This window comes from Paenibacillus sp. 19GGS1-52 (genome assembly GCF_022369515.1).
Lineage (GTDB): Bacteria > Bacillota > Bacilli > Paenibacillales > Paenibacillaceae > Paenibacillus_AQ.
In genome coordinates, this window is record NZ_CP059724.1 from 1,715,752 (window position 1) to 1,737,937 (window position 22,186).

16 protein-coding genes are annotated in these 22,186 nt (G+C 46.6%); all 16 read left to right on the plus strand.

Annotated elements, in window-relative coordinates:
* The first annotated feature begins 4 nt into the window (after window positions 1–4).
* The 16 genes from H1230_RS08050 (at window position 5) to ruvA (ending at window position 22,169) form a co-directional block, all read left to right on the plus strand.
* Window positions 5–1,585, plus strand: coding sequence for a non-ribosomal peptide synthetase (locus H1230_RS08050; protein WP_239714987.1), 1,581 nt, complete (start codon window positions 5–7; stop codon window positions 1,583–1,585).
* On the plus strand, window positions 1,569–3,056 hold the full coding sequence (locus tag H1230_RS08055; protein WP_239714988.1) for a condensation domain-containing protein: 1,488 nt from the start codon (window positions 1,569–1,571) through the stop codon (window positions 3,054–3,056). Before H1230_RS08050 ends, H1230_RS08055 begins: the two co-directional genes overlap by 17 nt.
* On the plus strand, window positions 3,057–4,217 hold the full coding sequence (locus H1230_RS08060) for an ACP S-malonyltransferase (RefSeq protein ID WP_239714989.1): 1,161 nt from the start codon (window positions 3,057–3,059) through the stop codon (window positions 4,215–4,217).
* A gap of 43 nt (window positions 4,218–4,260) precedes the next feature.
* Window positions 4,261–7,995: an SDR family NAD(P)-dependent oxidoreductase gene (locus H1230_RS08065; RefSeq protein ID WP_239714990.1), complete on the plus strand. Its 3,735-nt coding sequence runs from the start codon at window positions 4,261–4,263 to the stop codon at window positions 7,993–7,995.
* 20 nt (window positions 7,996–8,015) lie between these two features.
* A complete protein-coding gene (locus tag H1230_RS08070) occupies window positions 8,016–12,518 on the plus strand; it encodes a beta-ketoacyl synthase N-terminal-like domain-containing protein (protein WP_239714991.1) in 4,503 nt (1,500 codons plus the stop codon).
* On the plus strand, window positions 12,511–13,752 hold the full coding sequence (locus H1230_RS08075) for a beta-ketoacyl synthase N-terminal-like domain-containing protein (protein WP_239714992.1): 1,242 nt from the start codon (window positions 12,511–12,513) through the stop codon (window positions 13,750–13,752). Before H1230_RS08070 ends, H1230_RS08075 begins: the two co-directional genes overlap by 8 nt.
* Window positions 13,749–14,492: a thioesterase II family protein gene (locus H1230_RS08080; protein ID WP_239714993.1), complete on the plus strand. Its 744-nt coding sequence runs from the start codon at window positions 13,749–13,751 to the stop codon at window positions 14,490–14,492. The genes H1230_RS08075 and H1230_RS08080 overlap by 4 nt, the downstream gene beginning before the upstream one ends.
* Window positions 14,489–16,096, plus strand: a complete 1,608-nt coding sequence (locus H1230_RS08085) for a non-ribosomal peptide synthetase (protein ID WP_239714994.1) — start codon at window positions 14,489–14,491, stop codon at window positions 16,094–16,096. Before H1230_RS08080 ends, H1230_RS08085 begins: the two co-directional genes overlap by 4 nt.
* Window positions 16,077–16,730, plus strand: coding sequence for a hypothetical protein (locus H1230_RS08090; protein ID WP_239714995.1), 654 nt, complete (start codon window positions 16,077–16,079; stop codon window positions 16,728–16,730). Before H1230_RS08085 ends, H1230_RS08090 begins: the two co-directional genes overlap by 20 nt.
* A 13-nt stretch (window positions 16,731–16,743) precedes the next feature.
* Window positions 16,744–17,418, plus strand: a complete 675-nt coding sequence (locus tag H1230_RS08095; protein ID WP_239714996.1) for a 4'-phosphopantetheinyl transferase family protein — start codon at window positions 16,744–16,746, stop codon at window positions 17,416–17,418.
* Window positions 17,419–17,670: 252 nt separating this feature from the next.
* Window positions 17,671–18,309, plus strand: coding sequence for an accessory gene regulator B family protein (locus H1230_RS08100; protein ID WP_239714997.1), 639 nt, complete (start codon window positions 17,671–17,673; stop codon window positions 18,307–18,309).
* Window positions 18,281–18,445, plus strand: coding sequence for a cyclic lactone autoinducer peptide (locus H1230_RS08105; RefSeq protein WP_239714998.1), 165 nt, complete (start codon window positions 18,281–18,283; stop codon window positions 18,443–18,445). The genes H1230_RS08100 and H1230_RS08105 overlap by 29 nt, the downstream gene beginning before the upstream one ends.
* A gap of 210 nt (window positions 18,446–18,655) precedes the next feature.
* The gene (locus H1230_RS08110; protein ID WP_239714999.1) at window positions 18,656–19,951 is read left to right on the plus strand and encodes a sensor histidine kinase; all 1,296 of its coding nucleotides are present in this window, start codon (window positions 18,656–18,658) and stop codon (window positions 19,949–19,951) included.
* Window positions 19,952–19,966: 15 nt separating this feature from the next.
* Window positions 19,967–20,701 carry a LytR/AlgR family response regulator transcription factor gene (locus H1230_RS08115; protein WP_239715000.1) on the plus strand — a complete coding sequence of 245 codons (735 nt, stop codon included), beginning with the start codon at window positions 19,967–19,969 and terminating at the stop codon, window positions 20,699–20,701.
* A 350-nt stretch (window positions 20,702–21,051) separates the two neighbouring features.
* Window positions 21,052–21,555 (plus strand): crossover junction endodeoxyribonuclease RuvC, encoded by a 504-nt coding sequence (gene ruvC, locus H1230_RS08120; RefSeq protein ID WP_239715001.1) that lies wholly within the window; start codon window positions 21,052–21,054, stop codon window positions 21,553–21,555.
* Complete coding sequence (ruvA, locus tag H1230_RS08125; protein ID WP_239715002.1) at window positions 21,552–22,169, plus strand: Holliday junction branch migration protein RuvA; 618 nt, start codon at window positions 21,552–21,554, stop codon at window positions 22,167–22,169. The genes ruvC and ruvA overlap by 4 nt, the downstream gene beginning before the upstream one ends.
* Window positions 22,170–22,186: the final 17 nt, after the last annotated feature.

The following is a 22,186-nucleotide window of genomic DNA, read 5'->3' on the forward strand; positions in this document are numbered from 1 at the left end:
CTATGTGGACTTGATAGAATTATTTGACAAAAATATTAATATTTACAATACTAAAGCAGCTATTATCGACGCTTCTCAAACATTGACTTACCAGCAGTTAGGCGATCTCACTTTAAGAATTGCTGGCAGTCTGGTAGAACAGGGCGTTGGCGAAGGGGATGTTGTGACGATTGAAGCACAGAGCAGGCTGGAATCCATAGCGCTTATCATCGGTACGGTGCGGGCAGGTGCGGCTTATTGTGTCATTCCGCAATCTTATCCCGATTACCGGAAGGAGCAGATGCGAGCGCAGATTCAGGCCAAATGCTGCTTGCGGAACACCGACTTCGCCAATGCTGACCATATGCTGCCGCTGCTTCCCGCTTCAAGGAAGCCGGATAGTCTACTGTATATTATCTTCACTTCAGGCTCGACCGGCGAGCCTAAGGCAGTCGCTATCGAAGACAAGGCCGTCGCCAAAATTGTGCAGCACAAAGGCTTCTACAGTGGGGAAGTGATCGGTCAGCTGGCTCCGCTTGAATTCGATGCTTCCATCTACGAAATATTTGGCGGGCTGCTAAATGGCCTGACGCTAAGGTTGATCAGCAAGGATGACAGCTTGGATTTTGAAGTAATGCCGCTAGTGTTTGAAGAGATCGATACTCTATTCCTAACGACGCGATTATTTAACCTGTATGTGGATGAATTTCCGGAGCAATTCAGCAAGCTGTCCCTGGTGCTGACCGGAGGTGAGCGCTGCTCCATATACCATCTGCAGACGGCAGCTAAATACTGCAAGGTTCAACATGTATATGGCCCTACGGAGACTACCGTTTTTGCTACAGCCTATGAGGTGAAAGGGAATGAGCAGGAGATTCCTATCGGCCGGTTGTTTGATGAAGGAGCTTATATCATCGTTGACGAGAACAATCGGCAGGTAGCCCCTGGATCACAAGGGGAACTCTACCTCTCCGATTCCGGTCTGATGCGGGGATATGTAGGCGATGAGGAGGCGAGCCGGAAAGTATTCTTTTACGAGGATCACAAACGGTTCTATCGTACAGGCGATATCGTTCAGGTGAATGCTGCTGGAGAGATTGTTTACATCGAACGCAAGGACCGGCAGGTCAAAATTTCCGGCTATCGCATCGAACTGGGAGAAGTGGAGAAATGCGCGTATGACTATGGTCTGCAAAAGGATTGTCTGGCGCATTATGACGGGAAACGGCTGTATCTTTTTGTGAAGGATCAGATTGAGCTTGAGCCATTCCGGCAGCACTTAAGAAGCAGATTGCCTGAATATATGATTCCTACAGTGAAGGTGGTGGATATTATTCCAATGAATACGAACGGCAAGACTGACGTCAAGGTGATTAATAATGGCAATTGGAATGCCAAAGATGATCAGAACGAAATCATTGAGGTTGTCGCAACTGTACTTAAGACCGGTATTTCTAGGGAACAGAGGTTTTTGGATTTAGGTGGGGATTCCATTAAAGCTATGGAAATCATTTGGCAGCTGGGAAGCAAAGGTTATCAATTAGACCTGGATATGCTCTTCAGCAGAACCATAGGAGAGATCGCGGACCATGTCAGCAACGGTTAGTAATACGGAGAAAAGGATCATAAGCAGTTGCCTGCTGAATCCGACGGCCTATAATATCCCGCTATTTGTCCGCTTTGAAGAAGGACTGGATATTCCTAAAATGTATAATCTGCTCACCCGCTACCTGGAGCAATTTGAGTTGTTCAGAACCTTTTACAGTATAGACGATAAGGGTATCCGCTCCAGGATAAGCGAAACCTTGCCCACTATTGAGGTTAGGACATTCAAGCAATTGGATCAAGATCTGCTAATGAACGAACAAATGATTACGATAAAAGATCATGAGCTGGTGCGTTTCGTATTATGCCGGGTCCAAGAGCAGACGCATGACTATCTGTTTATCAATATCCATCATGTGCTCATGGATGGTTTCAGTATGAATCTTTTCTTGCAGGAGCTGATGGAAACTTATCTATCCGCAGAACCGGTGATGTCCAAGCTATCATCCCAGCTGCCCGAGATTGGGGCACAAAGGGTGAATACAGAGACGCAGAGCATCATTAGCTTTGAGAACTACAGTCCATTTAAGACAAAGCTGCTGCGCAAACAGGTTGATGAAGTTCACTACGTGAACGACCTGTTAATGCTGAGTGGGAGCGCGGTGAAACGCCATTCCGATTTTGCCGTCGCACTCACAGCCTTCTCCATTAGTGTAGCCCAATGGCTGGGCAGTGGTTCCGCTTATCTGGCTTATCCGTATCTAGGCAGAGATCCGCAGAACTATAGAGCGCTCGGTAATTTCGTGCAGCTGGTTCCCTTTTATCGCCAACTTGAGAATGACCTGGAGCTAGGTACCGATGAGCTGATCTCCCAAATCCAAAAATGTATTTTCGCAAGCTTTGCTGGCCGTGACTTCTTTGACGAACTTATTCATACCGAAAAAATGAACAGTATGAATATTTTCAGAGACCTTATTTTCGACTATAAATCTGGCAGCCTTATTGCCAAAACATTAAGTGAAACGCAGGAGATTATGCTGGAGGAGGCGACTGGCTACCGCGACGAGAAGTACGGCCTGCACTTTTCTGTTTACCGAAATGGAGAGGCGTTGGAACTCTGTGTCATATCCAGCGAATACAGTCTTGATGAACTGCAAGTGCTGCTGGCCTTGTTCCAAAGTAATATTAGAGCGCTCTATGATAATGAACAGAGTGGGCTGCGTTTAGGTGATCTATTGAAGCTGGGTGCAGTGGAAGATGTGCCGCAAGTCAGCGAGAGCTCAGAAGAGCAAGCGGGAAAGGTGTATACCGAAGTAGCCAATATGGTCTATTCCCTGCTTGAGGGAGAAGCGGATGTTGGGGCGAATGTGAGCTTTTTTGATCTCGGCATGGACTCGCTCCTGCTGGTGAAGTTTAAGAGGAGGATTAGAGAAACCTTTAACATTAATCTAAAAATATCGGATTTCTTCAACTTTCATACGGCTGAGCTATTAAGTGTTAAAATCATGGACCATTTGAAGGAGGCTAATTAAATGAATATCGCATTACTGTTCGTTGGGCAAGGAACGAAAATAACACAGCAGGTAAAGGAGCTATGGCTGAATAATGCGGAGGCTAAAGAACTGATCGAGACTGCAGAGCGGCAGTTGGATTACCCGATTGGCGAATGGCTGACTTCAGATCTTAGTACAGATACACATAAAGCGCAGCTCGCGGCATACGTTGGCTCGATGTGCATGTATCAGCTGTATAAGCAAACGATCGGATTGTACCCGAGTTACGTGCTCGGACATAGCCTGGGTGAGCTGACGGCTTTGACCATAGCTGGCGCTGTTACCTATGAAGACGGCTTAAAGCTGGTCGATATCCGGGGCCGAGCCATGAAAGAGGCTATCGCAGGGCAGGATAGTTTGGGAATGATGGCAGTATTCGCAGCGCCAGAAGTGGTTGAAGCCTTAGTGACGAATCAGGAAGGAGTGTACGCGGCCAATTTCAATTCACTCCATCAGACCGTGATCTCAGGCACTAGACAGGGTATTCAGGACTTTATGGAAAGTAATCAGCTGGAAGGTGTGAAGCTCGCAGTGAACGGAGCTTTTCATACTCCGTACATGAAAGAGGCAGCCGATCAAGTCTACGAACAGCTGGGCCATATCTCCTTCAACACCGATTTGCAGACACAGGTCATCAGCAACAAGAGCGCCGGCTTGTATGATATGTCAAACATTCGTGCAGAAATCGCCAGCCAGATCGTGAGTCCTGTCCGTTGGAAGCAGTCGATTGATTATGCGATTGGGCAAGGAATTCAGCTCTTTGTTGATTTATCTCCGAACGGGATGTTCGTCAATATGCTCAAGAACCTGGAGGGTGTGTTTGCCTTCAATACCACAGAAAGTATAGAGGTGCTGCGCAGTGAGCTGAAGGATGATATTGAGGTGAACCGGCATTATGATGTATTCTCGCGGGCCTTGGGTATTATTGTCTCCACCAAGAATAACAGCACAGACGCCGAGGCTTATGAGAATATCGTGATGAGCGGCTATAACCGTATCAAGTCACAGATTGGCAAAGAAGCCAGTGGCGAGGATATTAAGCAGACTTTATCCCTGCTGGATTTAATTCTGAGTACTAAAGAAGTGCCCGTAGCTGAAATTACCGAATATCGCAATATGCTAGCCTGGAAGATAGGGTGAATCCTGTGCTAGTGGCAAAAAGGTCAGAAGGAGATGAGCGTGCTTGAACACGGGAGATATAGCAATTATAGGTTTGGACATTTCCATGCCAGGTTGCCGGGATCAGGATGAGGTTTGGAATTTTCTCAGCCATAAGCGGGTTTCCAAAGGGAAATTCCCTGCACGGCGGCTGAACCAAATCGGCTTGCCTGACGATGAGAACCGTTACATGGAAGGCTCCTTTTTTGAAGCCATCGATGAGTTTGATCATAGGTTCTATCATATATCTCAGAAGAGTGCCGATTATATGGACCCGAACCAGCGACTTACACTATTGTCGGCAACTCGGGCCTTGCATGATAGCGGCTATCTGGATCGTATTCGCGGAGCCAAAGCCAGTGTTTATGCCAGCGTGAATACAACTCAGCAGTATCAGTACCAGTTACAGCTGCAGCAGCTGGGACTGAAACCGGACTTGCTCGGGATGTTGAATTCGACCATCTCCAGCCGGATCAATTATCTTTATGATCTGCGGGGGCCTGCAGTTATGACAGATACGGCCTGCTCCTCTTCACTAGTTTCTATTATTCAGGCGTGTAATGATCTGAGCCGCGGCGATGCTGATTATGCGGTCGTCGTGAGCACGAATCTCTATATTAAGCCGGGAGATAAGGCAGACAAGCTGGTGGATATATTGGCGGCTGACGCTACGACGAAGGCCTTTGATGAACGCAGCACCGGTACCTCAATAGGCGAGGGTGTAGGCGCTGTTATTTTAAAAAGGCGTGAAGATGCCGAACGGGACGGCGATTCTATCTATGGCCTGATCAAAGGTTATGCGGTGAACAACGATGGGCAGACGGTTAATATGTCTTCACCTAATCCACTAGCCCAAGAGAATCTGATCGAAGCCGCATGGACTCCACTTGCCGATCAGCTGGACCGGTTGGCCTTTATCGAGGCACATGGAACAGGAACTGCAGTTGGAGACAGCATTGAATTCGAAAGTCTTACTCCTTTTTTCTTGAACCGTGGACTGAATAAACAGTCTGTTGCCTTGACGGCCTGCAAATCTAACTTTGGTCATTTGGATGTCGCTTCAGGCTTATTCTCGCTCATTAAGAGCGTGCTCAGCTTGAAGCACAAGATTCTGCTGCCGCATCCTGATTTTAGAATTCCGAACGGTGAGATAGAATTCGAACATTCGGTATTCTATATCCCGGATAAATGCCGGACGCTGGAGAGCCGGGCTTTGGCAGGTATCAGTTCCTTTGGGATGACGGGAACGAATGCGCATGTGATTCTGGAAGCTTATGAAGGCAATGTAGTACGTCAAGATAAGGAGTTAGAGCTTCACTTACGTCCATACTGGTTTCCGCTGGAGCGAAATTCCTTTGCCGTGAACCAGGAGCTGCAGCGGGTGGAGACGGAACGTATGCTGATCGTACAATTTCCACAAAGTCTGCAAAAATGCTGGGAGATTAGGGAACATAAATTCGGCGGCAAGCATCTGCTGGTCGGTACCAGTGCTTTTGAGATCATCGCCCAAGGTTTATGCTCTACACCCTATGATTTGGAGCGATACAATATCCAGAACCTGCACATCCAGATCCCGCTTATGGTTCAGAAGGAAGACTTGGATTTCTCTATCGTACTTGCCTTGGACAAAGAAACCCTGAAAGCAACGATCTCGTTCACCAAGCAGGGTGTGGCACGCAATTGGTTGCAGTTCGAACTGCTGTTGAAGGAAGCACGTCAATGGCCCCGGGCGGACCTGTTCAATGATCCTGGACTGCAGGAAGTTCACGTTACCAGCCAGGTTGGAGAAGGTGAGGAAGGCGGGGTGGCGGTCTCCGGCAGATGGGAAGTCGTAGACAAGCTGTGGATTAATGAGGACAACACACGGGCAGTAGTGAAGTTGAAAGCACCACTGGGATATGAACGGGAGTTTGGATTGTACAGCTTCTATCCTGCACTGCTCGATCCCGCGTTTAACGCGCTTAACCGCAGCGCGGAACCGGATGATATTTTATTTCCGTGGCATTGGGGTCAAATCGAGTTTAGAAGTAGTAAACTTACGGGGCGCAATTTCTATTCGGAGATCCATATCCGGGAGAAAACTTCGGATAACATCGGTAATATTATAGTTTCTTTGGATGTTTGGTTGTACGACAGTGAAGGAAATTCAGTATTGGCCGCTAGTAACTACAAGGTCAAGAATGCCGTGGTGGGCAGCGGTGAGACACGGGGCGATTATTTCAAACAAGAGCAATATATAGCGGCGGCATTCAATGAATGGGAGACAGGAGAACGTTCTCTTACTGTAATGCATGAATCGCTACGCGGACTAATGCAGCCTAAAGAGCCAGTTCTCTATTTCGGGGATGTCTCCGAGCTACTGAAGCTGCTGCCCAGTATGGTGGAGGCGGAACGTCTTTATTTCTGGGATAAGAGCTACAGGGATGAAGCAGGAGTGGCGGGAGATACCTATGAGCTGGGGCAATGGCTGGTAGGTCTGAACCGTGAGACTGCGCTGAAGCAATTCCATTACATTAACACAGAGCTGTTCGGCTATGCGGGAATGAATGCCTTGAATCGCAGCGTCGGGATGGGTTTATATTCGCTACGGTTGGAATTGAACTTCAAGATTAAGGTTGTGGATACCAGCTATGAAAGGGAAGCAGCCGGACTGAGCCGTTATTGCTTTAAGGACGAGGATTTTATTATTCACCGGAATCAGCAATTCCATATTATACGCTTCACAGGCCTGAAGCCGGAGGTGAAGGAAGCCGGTAAATTGGATGGGCGCATCGTACTGGTCATCGGCGGAAGCTCAGGAATTGGCCGACAGTATGCCAAATACTTGGCTGCACAATATACCCAGGCCAAAGTCATCGTCGCAGGACGAAAGGCAGAGTGGGAAGGGGAACCGCTGCAGGGGAACATCTGTTACAGGACACTTGATATTACGAATGAAGAGCAAGTAGAGCAATTTGCTGCCGCTGAAGGACGGTTCGTGGATTATGTGCTTAACTTTGCGGGAGAACCGGCGAAGGGCTTATTCGCAAATAAGACGAAGGACGATTTCTGCGCACGGACGCGCAGTAAGATCAATGGCTCCTTCCACATGGGGAAATGGTTTAGTCATGTTCAGGAAATTATTCATTTCTCTTCTCTGGCGGGGCTGATCGGAGCTATGGGACAAACCGAATATTGTGCAGCCAATGCCTATCAATCCGGGCTCGCACAGACGGGTAGCAACATACGGACCTTAAATCTGACAGGCTGGGCGGATGTCGGCATGTCTGCTGGCAAAAAAGACTTTTACTTTGAGAAGCTGCACAGCAGCGATGGAGTGAAGCTGATCGATCTATTTGTCCATTCCGGTATCCAGCAAGCCTCTATGTTCAAGCTGAAGACTGCAGCTGAGGAGTACTCCTCATTGTTCGGCAGGGCGGCAACGGTGAGAAACACTCCAATTGCAAACCTTACAGCAGCAGCAACCGGTTCAGTCAACGAAACGGTTATGGAGGCCTGGAAAAGAACGCTCGGAGAGGATCATTACGATCCAGCACTTAGTTTCTTCGAGCAGGGAGGCGACTCCATCACCATTGTGCATTTGTGCGAGGAGCTGAATCGTTCCTTTCCCGGCAGCTTTGACGTCACAACGTTATTCTCTATCCCGACGATTGACGGGCAGGCTGAATGGATAGAGCGAGCCAAGGAGCCGCTTAAGCAGCAAGACGTGCCCTTAATAACCATTGATGCAGCTGAAATGCTTAATTTCTTATACAAATAAGAGTGAAAGAGGCGAAAAGGATGAAAGCAGGCGAGTATATTTTTGAACAGATCAAGAAGGGGAATCTGGATTCGGTGACAGGAAAAGCGCTGCTGGAGGAGATCGTTCCCGATGATATCGCTATTGTAGGCATATCTTGCGAATACAGCAATGTGAAGGATACCGCAGAGTTCTACCAAGCCGTCAAGCACGGGATGCAGGGCTTTAAGGAATTTCCCGAGAGCAGAGTTCAGTATATCCCGAAGGATCACGAGTATCTGAAAAAAGGGGCCGAACATTTAAAAACAACGTCTGAAGAGTTCCTGGAGCGGCTGTGCAAAGAGAAGGGTGCCTATCTTGAGGATATCGATACGTTCGATCCAGAGTTCTTCGGCATCTCTCCAGAGGAGGCCAAATATATTGACCCCACCCATCGGCTGGTAATGAAACATTCTTATCTGGCACTGGAGGATGCGGGTATCCGCTTGCACGAAATCAGGGACAGTAAAACAGCCATCTATATTGGAAAAGACAAATCCATTACGGCCAACTACCGTTCAGAAATCGAGGAGGATTCCAACTACGTGAATTCGGGCTGCTGGGAAGGGATATTAGCCAGCCGCTTAAACTATATTTACAACCTGTCGGGCGGTTCTTTTGTAATTGATACTGCCTGCTCTTCTTCACTGGTCGCCGCCCACTTGGCGGTAAAGACACTGCGCGACAAAGAGATCGATACGGCAATCGTCGGCGGAATCGCGCTTGGTTTGTTCCCACGGCAGGGCAGTGTCATTGACCAATATAGCAATGTGGAAACTCCCCGCTCCTTCATGAAGGTATTCGATGCGGAATCTCAAGGGACGATCTTCGGCGAAGGTGTCGGGATTGTAATCCTCAAACGGCTGAAGAATGCCATCGCCGACAATGACAATATTTATTCAATCATTCGTGGCAGCATGATCAACAGCGACGGTAAATCGAACGGGCTTACGGCTCCCAATCCACATGCGCAGAAGGATCTCCTGCTGGAAACCTATGAACGCAGCCGGATTTCGCCAGAAACGGTTGAATATATTGACGCACATGGTACAGGCACGAAATTAGGTGATCCCATTGAAGTGCGGGGATTGACGGATGCTTATAAGAAATATGTTGATAAGAAGAGCTTCTGCGCCCTGACGAGTCTCAAGGAAAATATTGGGCATACGGTTGGCGCAGCCGGGGTAGGCGGATTGATCAAAATGTCGCTGGCCCTCAGAAACCAGGAGATCTTCCCGAACCAATCATTTGAAGCACCAAATGAATATATCAAATTCGTGGACAGTCCGTTTTATATTCCAACCAAAGTGCGGAAATGGGAAAGAGGAAAATACCCGCGCCGCGGTGGCATCAGCTCCTTCGGATTCAGCGGCACGAATGCCCACTTTATTCTGGAAGAATACGAAGGGCGTCAGGAGCTTGAGGGCGAGGCTGTAGTTTATCCTTTTGTATTCTCTGCTCAATCTACGGGACAACTGCTGGCGGTACTGAATAAGTTTGTACGGCATGCTCAAGAGCTGAAGTCACATAATCTCAAGAATATCGCGTACACCCTGATTCACAAACGGAACCATTTTAAGACAGGAATTGGCTTTCAAGCCCGGACATTCCAGGAATTCATGAATAATATTCAACTCGCGATCGGTGTTCTGGCCAGCGGACAAAGCGTGGAGGGCATCTACCATTCGGACGTCAAGGATATTACCGGTGATATGAAAAAGCTGATGCAGCATCGACTAAAAACCGGCTATGACCAGTATACGGGGGACGAATTAATCCAACTGTATCTGGACGGCTATGATCTGGCGCTGGAGGCGCACCCTTTTGAAGATACGGTTACCCTGTCCTTGCCGACGTATGAGTTCAAACAAGAAGTACTGTGGGCCAATGTGAAAAAACATAATACGTACGAGAACTCCGGTCCGAGTCTGCCAGTGAAGTCTATGCTGATCAGACAGCAGACCTTGAAGACAGCTCATTCCGACGTCTATGTGGTAACTCTTATACCCGACGACTGGTTTGTCGACGATCACCGAATTGGGGGTCAACGCACCTTCTCGGGGACGACTTATACGGAATTAGCTGCTGAACTGGCTACCCTTTACTTCGGGACTTCAGCGTTTGTGCTGGAGAAGCTGTATTTCAAAAGCCTGATCCAACTAGAGGATAAACGCAAAGCCTTTCAGATTCATGTGAACAAAACATCCTCCAAGCAGCTGGAGATCGAAGTATTCTCCTACGAGAATGAAGACATGAATAATTACGTGACACACGCAACCTTTACGATCAGACAAGCAGAGCTGGATGCTGCGGAGAGGCTGAATGTGGACGCCCAATTCGAGCAGCATTTGCTGAATGCCAATTTCGGCTCGGAGGAGAATAATTTCTTCAAGGGCCGCTGGGATTTCGCGAAACAAAACTTCCGGTTAGCCCGCCCAACTCCTGCAGAGATTCTGCTGTCGCTGACTTTAAATGAGCAATATTCTGAGGATTTACAGGACTTTTATTTACATCCTTCCATTCTGGACGGCATTCTTGGGGCTATGGTCTATGAACGCGCACAAGCTCGCGGCAAGAGCTATCTTCCCTTATCCTATGGCAAATTCACTTTTACCGGAAAAAGATTCACCAGTACGGTCTATTCACACACGGAGCTTCTCTACGATACGGACGCCGATCATGACGTGATCTCAGCGAATATTACCGTCTACAACGAGCTTGGCGAACGAATTGCCTTTCTGGACAAGTACATGATGAAGGCTTTTGCCAATGCTTACTTCAAGCCTTACCTGCACAAGGTAATCTGGGAGCCGTCTACAGTCCAGATTACACAAGAAGCTGATTTAGTGGCTACTGCTTCTGCTGGCAAGACCGTGCTGGTCATCGGCAATGAGAAGGCGGTAGAACAAGCGGCGGCAAAACGGCGTACAGGTGTGGAAACCGTAGATTACAGGACGCTGAAAGAATTCAAATCATCGGAAAAATATGATTTTATCATCTATGCGCCTTGGCTTGGCGAGTCCTTGCCACAGAGCAGCGTCGTCGAAGGGGAGCTGCTGAATTATTTTGACTTTGCCAAAATAGCCCATTCCCTCGTCAAACGTAAAGGCAAAGTGCTGATCGTTGCTGATAACGGCTTTGCTTTGCAGCCGCAACAGACAGACATCAATCCACTTCACTATTCACTGCTCAGCTCAGGTCGAATTCTGGGCTTGGAGAACACCGGCTTCAAGACGCAAATGATCAATCTGCCAATCTTTGATCTTGACTTGATCCTGGCTATGGCTGGGGAAGATGAGCTCGACGGCAAACAGCTGCTGTATGACAATCATCAGTTGTATGAAGAGACACTCACTGAGGTCAAGGAGCTTGTGGATGCGCCGCCGCTTCAGCTTACGGAAGAGGATTGTGTCATTGTGACTGGTGGCTACGGAGGAATCGGGCTTGAATATATTGACCTGCTGCTGGACCTGCAGCCGCAGCTGCATATCGCCATATTAGGCCGTACAGATACAGGCTTAGTTCTAAGCGCTAAAGAACAACTGACCCCGGAAGAAAACGTCAAGCTAAATAAGATTAACAAAATAAAGCTTAAAGGTCCTAACGTTCATTTCTATAGCTGTGATGTAGCGCGCGAAGAGGATGTAAAGAGGGTAGTAGGTGGTTTGGCAGAGACGAGAACCGTCGCTGGTGTTGTCCATCTGGCAGGGGTTCCTGAAGAAGGCATGCTCTTTACGAAGTCGGCAGAGGAATTTATGGGCATTGTCGCCCCTAAAGTGATCGGGACGATGCTGCTCCGCAAATATTTGGCGACTCAGGCTTTACGTTTCTTCATCGCCAGCTCCTCGATGACCACGATCACCGGTTCGGCCGGCCAGTTCTCTTATACGCTCGGCAATGCCTTTCTTGAAGGTTATACCGATGAAGCGACTTCGACCGTATTATGGCCGGGCTGGAAGGAAACCGGGATGGCACTGCAATTCGGCGATTTGGCAACAGCGGATGAGCATTTGTTAATGAAGTCACTTACTACGGCTATAGGCCGGGAATATATCAAGTTGTCGCTGGAAAAGAAAGTGGGCAAAATTATTGCTGGCGAGTTTAACAAGGCCAAGATAGCGGAATATTTGGGCGATTATATCCGGCTGCCACAGCAGTTTACGGGTGCTACTGCTCCCTTAGTTCCAGGATCAATCGCTGACGAAGCAGCTAAAGTCCAGATTAAGGATTACTCTACCTTAACGATCAGTGGCACAGAACGGCAAGACGATGTAGAGAAATTCGTTACAGTTGTGTTTGCTTCAGTCCTCGACCGCAATGACATTGATGTGAACAAGAGCTTTACAGATTTGGGTGGAGATTCGCTGAAGGCTTTTGGAATATATGGTCCGATCGCAGAGCAGTTCAAGGTTGATATTGAAGTGGCGGATGTGTTTATCTACCCAACCGTTACGCAATTGAGCCAATATGTCAGGGAACTGCTGGAGGAAGAAGCTAATGAATGACCGCAGAGTTGTCATTGTCGATTTCATCTATGATTTTCCTAATAAAGAGCAGCTTGACGCTGAAGAGCTGCTGGAGCGGAAAGAGCTGATCTGGGAAAGTCGGCTGCGTGAATTGGAGCGGAATTACAATCAGAAATTCACCGAAGTTGCTTGCTTTGCTGGTCTATTCTATCCCTCTGTCGAAGAGCATTTTCCTTTACGCCATATCCAGGCTGCGCAGAGTAAATTCCTACTGTCAAGTGAAAGAATCTCGTTAAATTTGTTCCAGACTTTGGCCGACCGGAATATTGTGAGCCCCAAAAGCAATCTGCTTGTCTCGGTAGGAAGCTCGCAAACGGACAATCTGTCCAAATTCGCCTTGATGGGATTGGAAGGTGACGATTTGGAAAAAGCGGTGGATCTGATTGATCCACTTGGCTATCTTAAGCTGCTGCAGTGGGTGCGCCCTCCGGCCCTTGAAACGATCAGCGAAGCTTCCACTTCGGGAATCGGTGCTATGTATAGTGCCTATTCCAAGATTAAGAAGGGTGAGTTCGATGTCGCCATTACTGGGGGAGCGAGCGCCGTAACCTTTCCGAGCCCATACGAGCTATCTCATTTCGGTACGGGAGATACCCGCGCTATGCAGCCTTTTGAGGAGGGGGCCTCCGGACATTATTTTTCAGAAGGAGGGGTTGCTGTTCTGCTGAAGGAGCGGGAGCAGGCCCTGGCCGATGGAGATACCATTCTGGCGGAAATTAAAGATATTTCAGCAGGGACGATGGGGAATCCTGTTGTGAACCGCATGGCTATTAAGAAGCTGGTGAGCCGATCTCTGGCGAATGCGGGGATCGAACAGGAAGCAGAGATATTTCTGGAGCTGTACGGACGAGGCAATGAGATTGATGATACGGCAGAGTTCTCCTGTCTGAGAAACCTGCAGAAGGTCTACACGAACCTGAGAGGTGGTTTCCTGAAGGAAGATGTGCATTATATAGTCGGCTACTATGGCCAGATCGGAATGTGCCGGCTGCTGGATTCCAAGCGGGAACACATCCCATTGCAAGGCAGAGAAGTCAAGCAGCCTAATTCGTTTATCGGCCGGATCACAGATGAGCAGTGGAGCCAGAATGTCGGTGAATATGATCTGGTTTCGATACTCTCCTATTCCATGCATGGCAATAGCTACAATCTGCTGCTTGGTATGAATGAAGGTGACGGCGATGTTCAAATTGAAGGGAGGGATTATCAATGAAAATGATTTGCTTGCCGTATGCTGGAGCCCATGTCAACGTGTTCTCAGAGCTGCAAAAGCAATTGAACCGCAGCTACCCAAGTCTCGGAATCATTCCCCTGGAATATCCCGGACATGGCCGCAGATTCTCCGAGAAACCAGCAGGCTCCATCCAGGAGATTACCGCTGATCTGTTTACATCGCTGCACAAGACTCTGGATCAGTCGGAAGAGCTGATTCTTCTGGGCTACAGCATGGGTTCGATTATCGCTTATGAGCTGGCATCCTTGCTAATAGATGCGGGATATACCGTTTCTAAGTTGCTATTCCTGGCTGCGACACCTCCGCATCGGATTGAAGTCGTAGATGAAGCGGAGCCAGATGATGATACGCTGCTGGAAAGATGCCAGATTTATGGACTCATCAAGGAGGGGCAGTTCGCCTCGGCCCAAATGCGGCAATTATTTCTGCCCGCGCTGCGCAGTGATATCACTGCGGTTAACCGCTATAATCTGGGCAACCAATACCACTGTCATTTCTTCAGTCCCGAAGTTGAAATTGCCGTATTTCAAGGCTTGTTGGACAAATCCGTTACTGCGGTCGAGGATTGGCGGGATATTGCAGCAAGTCCCATTTATTACTACAGTTATCAATCGGGACACTTTTTCTACTATGAATATCAAGAGGAAGTTTTTGCCGATATTATCAGTTTTGTGAAGTCTACCCAATCTACTCAATTTAAGGGAGGAAGCGGATTATGAGAAGCCTGCTCGATATTTTAGGGGAGAAAATGAAGACCTATAAGGACAAGACCGCCATTTCGGAAAGCAGTCGTTCAATAAGCTACGGGGATTTAAACGCATTGTCCAACCTTTATTTGCAGGATCTGCGTGGAAGAGGAGTCAAGGCGCATGAAGTGGTCGCCATTGAGCTTGAACGCAGTATTGAAGCAGTAGCAGCGATGATTGCCGTTCTGAAGGCAGGTGCTGCCTATACCGTTATTAACAAGGATTATCCAGAGGATAGAAAACAGTCTATGCGGCAGATCATCAATGTTCAGGTAACCATTACTGAGATCCTGCAGACGGACTCTAGCTTGGCGGACGAATGGAATGTTGTAGAACGATCTCAGGACCAGTTATGCTACATTATTTTCACTTCGGGAACAACTTCTACACCCAAGGCAGTGGGGATTCCAGATCGAGGCGTTCTCCGGCTGCTGGGAGATGAACGCTTGGGGCTTTCTCCAGACAAAACTATTTCTCATATCAGCCCGCTTGAATTCGATGCTTCCATTATTGAAGTTTGGGGCGGCCTATTGTCCGGCATGAGCATCTCCTTATTATCCAAGACTGAAATACTTAACATCTTTCATGTAGAAAAGCGGATTAATCAAGGGATAGACCTGATGTGGATTACTTGCTCCCTGTTCAATTTCTGGGTAGACAAGAAGCCGGAAATGTTTGGAAGGCTGTCTCGTGTCATCGTCGGAGGGGAACAGCTCAGCCTATCGCATGTCAACGAAGTTCTCCAATATACAACCGTGGTCAATGGCTACGGCCCTACCGAAAATACGGTGTTCACCACACTGGATGTTATGGAGAAGGGCACAGTGGTGACCGAAGTTGCCATCGGAACAGCGATCTCCGGCACGGAGGTGCACATCGTTGACGAGCATGGGCAGAGTGGATCAGAAGGAGAGTTGTACGCTAGTGGACAGGGTGTAGCACTTGGCTATATTAGCAACCCAGAGAAGACTAATGAATCCTTCATCAATTGGCAGGGCATAGAGGTGTATAAGACAGGGGATCTGGTGCGTCTTAGTCCAGAAGGCAAGATTATCTATCTGGGCCGGAAGGATACTCAGGTTAAGATTAACGGCTACCGGATCGATCTGCAGGAGATTGAATACACAGCGCGTTCTCTGGGGATTCAGAATTGCCATGCTTTTGTCCGCGATAAGAAAATATATCTAGCCATTACGACACGCTCGGAGAATATTAGCCAATTACTAAGAAAAACGCTGCCCATCTACATGATTCCTTCCAAGATAGCTTATGTGTTCCAGATTCCATTAACCGCAAATGGCAAAACAGATACCAAAGCTATCTATGAAGATTACTTCATGACCAAGAGTAAAAAGCTTATGCAGATTATCCAGCAATACTTGCCTGGCGTCTCATTAAACGAGCATACAAATATTTTTGAGCATGGGATCGATTCTATTATTGTATGGGAAATCGCCCGGGAGATTAACGAGCACTTCAATGCAGACATTAGCTTCTTCGATGTTTTTGAGCACCCGACCCTTAGCCAACTATCTAATATGCTGGGAGAGGAACAATATGCAGCGCACTATCTATGATTTCTTATACCGAAAATATGACTTCTCTATGCAAATGGGGAATATCCCCTTCCGCAGTCGTTTCGCAGCGGGCATGAAGGCTTATTGGGGACTCAAACTGCTGGCCGTCACTGTCTATTTTGCCCTTTTTCTTAATTTTGTTGGCGAGGATAAGTACTTACCGAAAGATACGTATTGGTTTGTTGGCAGCGTGCTAGCTGCACTAATCTTGGTCACTCTCTCTTATCTGAATGTGTTTGGGGCCTGGTTTGCCATTACGCTCAGCAAGCATCGAAAGTGGATCGATACGGTGTTGATTATTTCTGGACTGCTGCTGTGTATTCATTTTCCCGTGTATAGCTTTGGAGAGACGGTTCCGGATCTCAGCACGTTGCGTGATACCTTAATTCTGCCGGGAATTCTGCTGATCATCATTGGGCTATACCGTAAAATTCACTATCGGAGTTCAAGGGTTGTCCCTTTAAGCGCATTGGCAAGTTTGCTGGTAACCACAGGAATCCTAATGAAATATCCGCTGCATTCCATCACACATAGTATTTATTTAGGGTTTATACTGCTGATCAATGCCGGATTTATAGCCGACCTGCTTCTGTTCTACTATTGGCATAGCAAATCGGAGACTAGGAATCGATAAGGGGGATGAGTCCATGATTAGTCCGAACTTAATCGAAATGAAGGAGCAGCATCTGCTGGAAGCCAGCAAAGTGTTAAGCGCGACGGAATACGTAGTGTATTGCAATATGGGGAATGAAAGCAGGCGCAAAGAATTTCTATACGGTCGTTATGCTATCAAAAAAAATATTGCCGACCACTCCCCGACCTTCAAGGGGGAACTAAGCCGCATAACGGTTGACTATGGCAGCTTGCGCTTCCCCATTATAAAAGATCACCTGGTCGAAGTAGGCTTGAGCCATTCCAAACAATATGTGCTCTCCGTCATTTATTCTAAAGACAATATTGTGGGCATCGATATGGAAACGATTCGTCTGGATGTACCGATTGAGGAGATGCTGAGCAGCAACGAGAAGTCGATGATGTCGAATTATGAATTCCCCTCCCGTTTCGCCTACATGTTCTTTAGCTGTAAGGAGGCGTTAGGTAAGGCGCTGAAGATGGGGCTGCTGGCAGACTACTCTATTTACGAGATTGCTAGCATGTGCTCGGAGAGAATATCTGGCGAGGAAGTGTATCGCATTCAATTCAAGAAATTCCCCTTCCTAACGGGATACTCATTTATGAAGAATGAGAAGGAAATCTGCAGTCTGGTAGTTCCGCAAAAGGTAGATATCCGCCATGTGCTGGATTATTTAATAACAGCTTGAACCTCATAGGAAGGTCCTACCTCGCAAATCCGTCACCGTGCATTGGGTGCAATCCCACTTGCATAGCAGGCGGATTTTTCTTTTTGCTAAATCTCCTGGAAAATGATTCTAGCAGATAGGTTTATTTTTGGTACATATAGGATATGAAGACTAGTAAACGCAATCATTTAGGACAGTCCTGATAGGACTTGGGAGCGAAACGATCATGCTTATAAAAAACGTCTAATATTAAGGACAAGAGAGGTGAACAAGATGAAGGTTGAACAGACAGTAAACATGAGTTTTACCGAATCGCTTGCTAGTACAATGGCCGAAAGAATGAATAAGGAGCGTGATGGAGAATACATTGATTACTTGAAGATGAAGCTGGGCCTTGAAATGTTGTTGATTAATCTGGCGAAAATAGGATTGGTCTACGGAGTGGCGCTCACCTTTCATCTGATGTGGCAGACTTTGATTATGCACGGTGCCTACTTCGCTATCCGCCGCACGGCCTTTGGACTGCACGCGAATAATAGCATAATTTGCAGCATACTCAGCTTGGCTCTATTCATAGGTATACCGTTCCTTAGCCAAAACTACATAATGCTTGATAACTATAAAGTAGTAATCTTAGGTATTCTCTTCACAGCTCTACTCTACCGGTATGCACCGGCAGACACCGACAAGTTCCCACTGCTAGGTAAGGAAAGAAGAGAGAAGCTTAGACGAATAACTGTAACCGCCTGTCTGATTATTGTTCTTATCGCTTTGGTTTGTCCTAGTCCCGTCGTTAAAAGTCTGCTTATGCTTGGAGTACTGAGTCAGGTCATTATGGTATTGCCTATCACTTATAAACTATTGAAAAGGAGCTATAATAATTATGAAAACTATGAAGCAAAGAATGTTTGACGGGATTAAAGACGGGGTATCCAGATCCATCGGTAATATGGCGATCAAGAGCGGGGATGTAGCTTTGGAGAGATGCTGTGTAACATTTTTACATGAGCCTAAGATCCCTCAAGAGTTATTAAAAAAATATCAGTAATCAATTGAGATTAAGAATATTATGTTGAGCCTTCCTCTTTAGGGAGGTTTTTTTGCATATTCATCTTTACTAGATTGTGGTTTTTGATTTACAATAATACCGACAGGAAAATCTAACCATTAGTGCATAAATGTACATGATAATCCAGACGATGCATTCGATTTGATACTAGTACTAGTAATGGAAACTATGGGCATAGGAGATAACTGAATGTTAGAAATGATGTCAATTTTGGTTCAAATGATTACGCTTGTCTTGTCTATACATATTTTGTATCACAATAGATGGAATATGTCATATGCATTACTGATGATTCTAGGAGCCTGTGCCATTGGTTACCCTCTGTATCTAAAGATCGGAGTAATAAGCATAACAATCGTATTGGCCTTTTGCATTATTATGTCGTATTTGAAATTGAAAAACATTTTTTTGAGTATCCTTATCCCCGTTATTGCTCTAATCATTTCTGTGCTTAGTGATTACATAACAAGTGTTGTGAATATTAGATTATTTGATTCATCACTTGAAGTTATTACAAGCGACCTAATAAGCTATGGTCTTTATCTGTTAGAATATTCCCTTATTGCTTTTCTCTTTAGTTTTGCTGCTCATTATCTTTTTGTTAAATTTCAGGCTTATGATATGTTTTTTCGAAGATACGGTATTCTGTTTACGGTACTTTGTGTAAGCACGATGGTTATCTTTTACGCCAATATCTTGATCGGGAAGCAGCAAGGGTTTACGAACGAGAATATTCAGGCGAATAGCCTACTGTTTCTTTTTTACTTTATACTGTTAATCGGTGTATTTATAGTATTGACGCGAATTGTTATGAAAGAGACTACAATGAAGAGTAAGCAAGTACAATACGAGCGTCTCCAGGAGTATACGGATAATCTGGAAGAGCTGTACACGGACATGCAGAAATTCCGCCATGATTACATTAACATTTTGCTGTCGATGTCGGAATATATACGAAATGATGATATGAAGAGCCTCAGTACTTATTTCGAGAGTAAGATTCTGCCGATCAGTGAAGGGATGCAGAGCAACAACTACAAGCTGGGAACGCTGCAAAATGTGAAATTACAGGAACTGAAGGGTATTTTATCCTCGAAACTGATCCGCGCGCAGGAGCTTCATATTGATGCTGTTGTCGAGGCGGTAGAGCCGATTGATGTGGTCAATATGGATTCGATCAAGCTCTGCCGCTGTTTGGGAATTATTCTGGATAATGCAATCGAGGAAGCAGGTCAATGTGAGCAGCCCACACTGCGGGTCGCGCTGGTCAATCGATCCAAAGGAGTTCTGATCGCCGTAGCCAACAGCTGCCGCCCGGAAGGACCGGAACTGCACCTAATCTTTGAGAAGGGCTTCTCTACCAAAGGGAATGGGCGGGGCTTAGGATTAAGCAATCTGCGGGAAATCGTGGCGCAATGCGCTGGTGTTACTCTGGATACTTATAAAAAGGATGGGCAGTTTGTGCAGGAGCTGGAAGTGTACTAGACAGGAGGATGTTTAATGCTGGAAATATTTGTTTGCGAGGATGACCCTGAGCAAAGGAAACGACTGAACTCGTACATAGAAAATTATATCATGATGGAGAACCTGGACATGAAGCTGGTGATCTCCACAGGCGTCTCTAAGGATATTATTGAATATTTACAGAATAACCGGGTAACAGGTCTGTACTTTCTGGATGTGGACTTGCAGGAGGAGAAGAGCGGAATTGCTCTCGGGGCAGAAATCCGTCAATATGACAGCCAGGGAGCCATCGTATTTGTCACGACACACTCGGAATTGACTTATTTAACATTCACTTACAAGGTTGAAGCCATGGATTATATTACAAAGGATAAGTTTACGGATATTCAGAAGCGCGTAATCGAATGTATCGATACGGCTAGCCAGCGTTATTTGCAGAACAAGCATAGCAACATCAAGAAATTCCAAACCAAATCCGGTGATAAAGTTATTAGTGTCGACTATAATGACATTCTTTTCTTTGAAACGTCGCCGCAGTTGCATAAGGTGATTCTGCATGCTAGAAACCGCCAGGTGGAGTTCTATGGGAAATTAAAAGATATTCTGGCTGCCGATGCCCGCTTCTATCGCTGTCACAACTCCTATGTAGTCAACAAGGACAACATTGCTGAAGTGGATATTAAGAACCGTGAAATCAAAATGATCAATGGTGAGATCTGTTATGCCTCCAGCCGCTTTCTCAGCGGGTTGAAGGATATCATTCCACACTAATGCAATAAATGTATAGTCAATATCGAACACGCACACTACTTTTATATTTTTTCGGGAAACGGGCGTCTCCTTTACCAAGGACGGCGGAGCCGTTTCTTTTGTCTTTTATAAGGATTTATATATTTGGGGGCCCCCCGCAAAGGACTTGGTTAGGCTTCGAAGTCAAAGCTCCACTTTGTGGGGCTATTTTTTGGGTCTTAAGTTCTCTTTTCTGCATATACGGTAAACTTTTACTCTCCCTGAGGAGGTTTTTTGCTATAATAGTTGAAAGGAATACATATGTTCGCTTTCGAATGGGTTACTGGATGAATACGGTGGAAATTCCTGCCTGAAATAGAGGAGAGATAGTTTTGCGTATTTTGGGAATAGACCCGGGGCTGGCCATCGTCGGCTTTGGCTTTGTGGATAAGGAAGGCAATAAATTGACGCCTGTGCAATATGGTTGTATACAGACGGAGGCACATACGCTTGAAGAAGAACGTCTGCTGCATGTCTATGAGGGTATGGTTCAGCTGATTGATAAATATAAACCAGATGCAGTTGCAGTGGAGAAGCTGTTCTTCAGCCGCAATGTAACTACGGCTTTGCCGGTTGCCCAGGCGCGCGGAGTACTCATCTTGGCTGCTGTACAGCGTGGACTGCCGGTATCAGAATATACCCCGATGCAGGTGAAGCAGGCCGTTGTTGGTTATGGTAAGGCAGAGAAGCGGCAAGTGCAGGAAATGGTCAAGCTGTTGCTGAAATTATCTGTAATTCCCAAGCCGGATGATGTGGCCGATGCGCTGGCTGTGGCAGTATGTCATGCCCACTCTGTAAGTTTAAATTCCAAATTAAATGAGGTATTGCGAAAATGATAGATTTCCTAAGAGGACCTGTTGTTCATTTGGAGGCAGAATATGTGGTTTTGGATGTTCAGGGTGTTGGCTATCGGGTATTCTGCCCGAATCCCTATGCTTTTGCCAAGGTGAACGGACCTGTAACCATATTTATTCATTATCAGACACGTGAGGATGCTACCTTGCTGTTCGGGTTTCCTACTCGAGAAGAGCAAAAGCTGTTCCGTAAGTTGATTGAAGTAACGGGCATCGGCCCGCGGGTTGCACTTGGCATACTGACAGGTGGCACACCGGATCAACTGATCTCAGCTATTTATCAGGAGAATCTGACCTTTTTGATTAAGTTGCCTGGGATTGGTAAGAAGACCGCACAGCGGATGATTCTGGATTTAAAAGACAAGTTGGACGGGCTTGGGACGGCATCTATGCAGACGGGATTATTTGCACTTCCTGTGGAAGAAGATGAGGATCTCCTGCCTTGGCAGGAGGCCAGAGACGCACTTAAGGCGCTCGGTTATACCGAAGGTGAATTGGACAGTGTATGGCTTGACATGAAGAAAGAAGGGGCAGATATAGGGCCTGTTGATGTGCTGATGAAGAAAGCGCTGAAGCTGCTGTATGTAGCCAGATAAAGCCTGACAGCATCTTG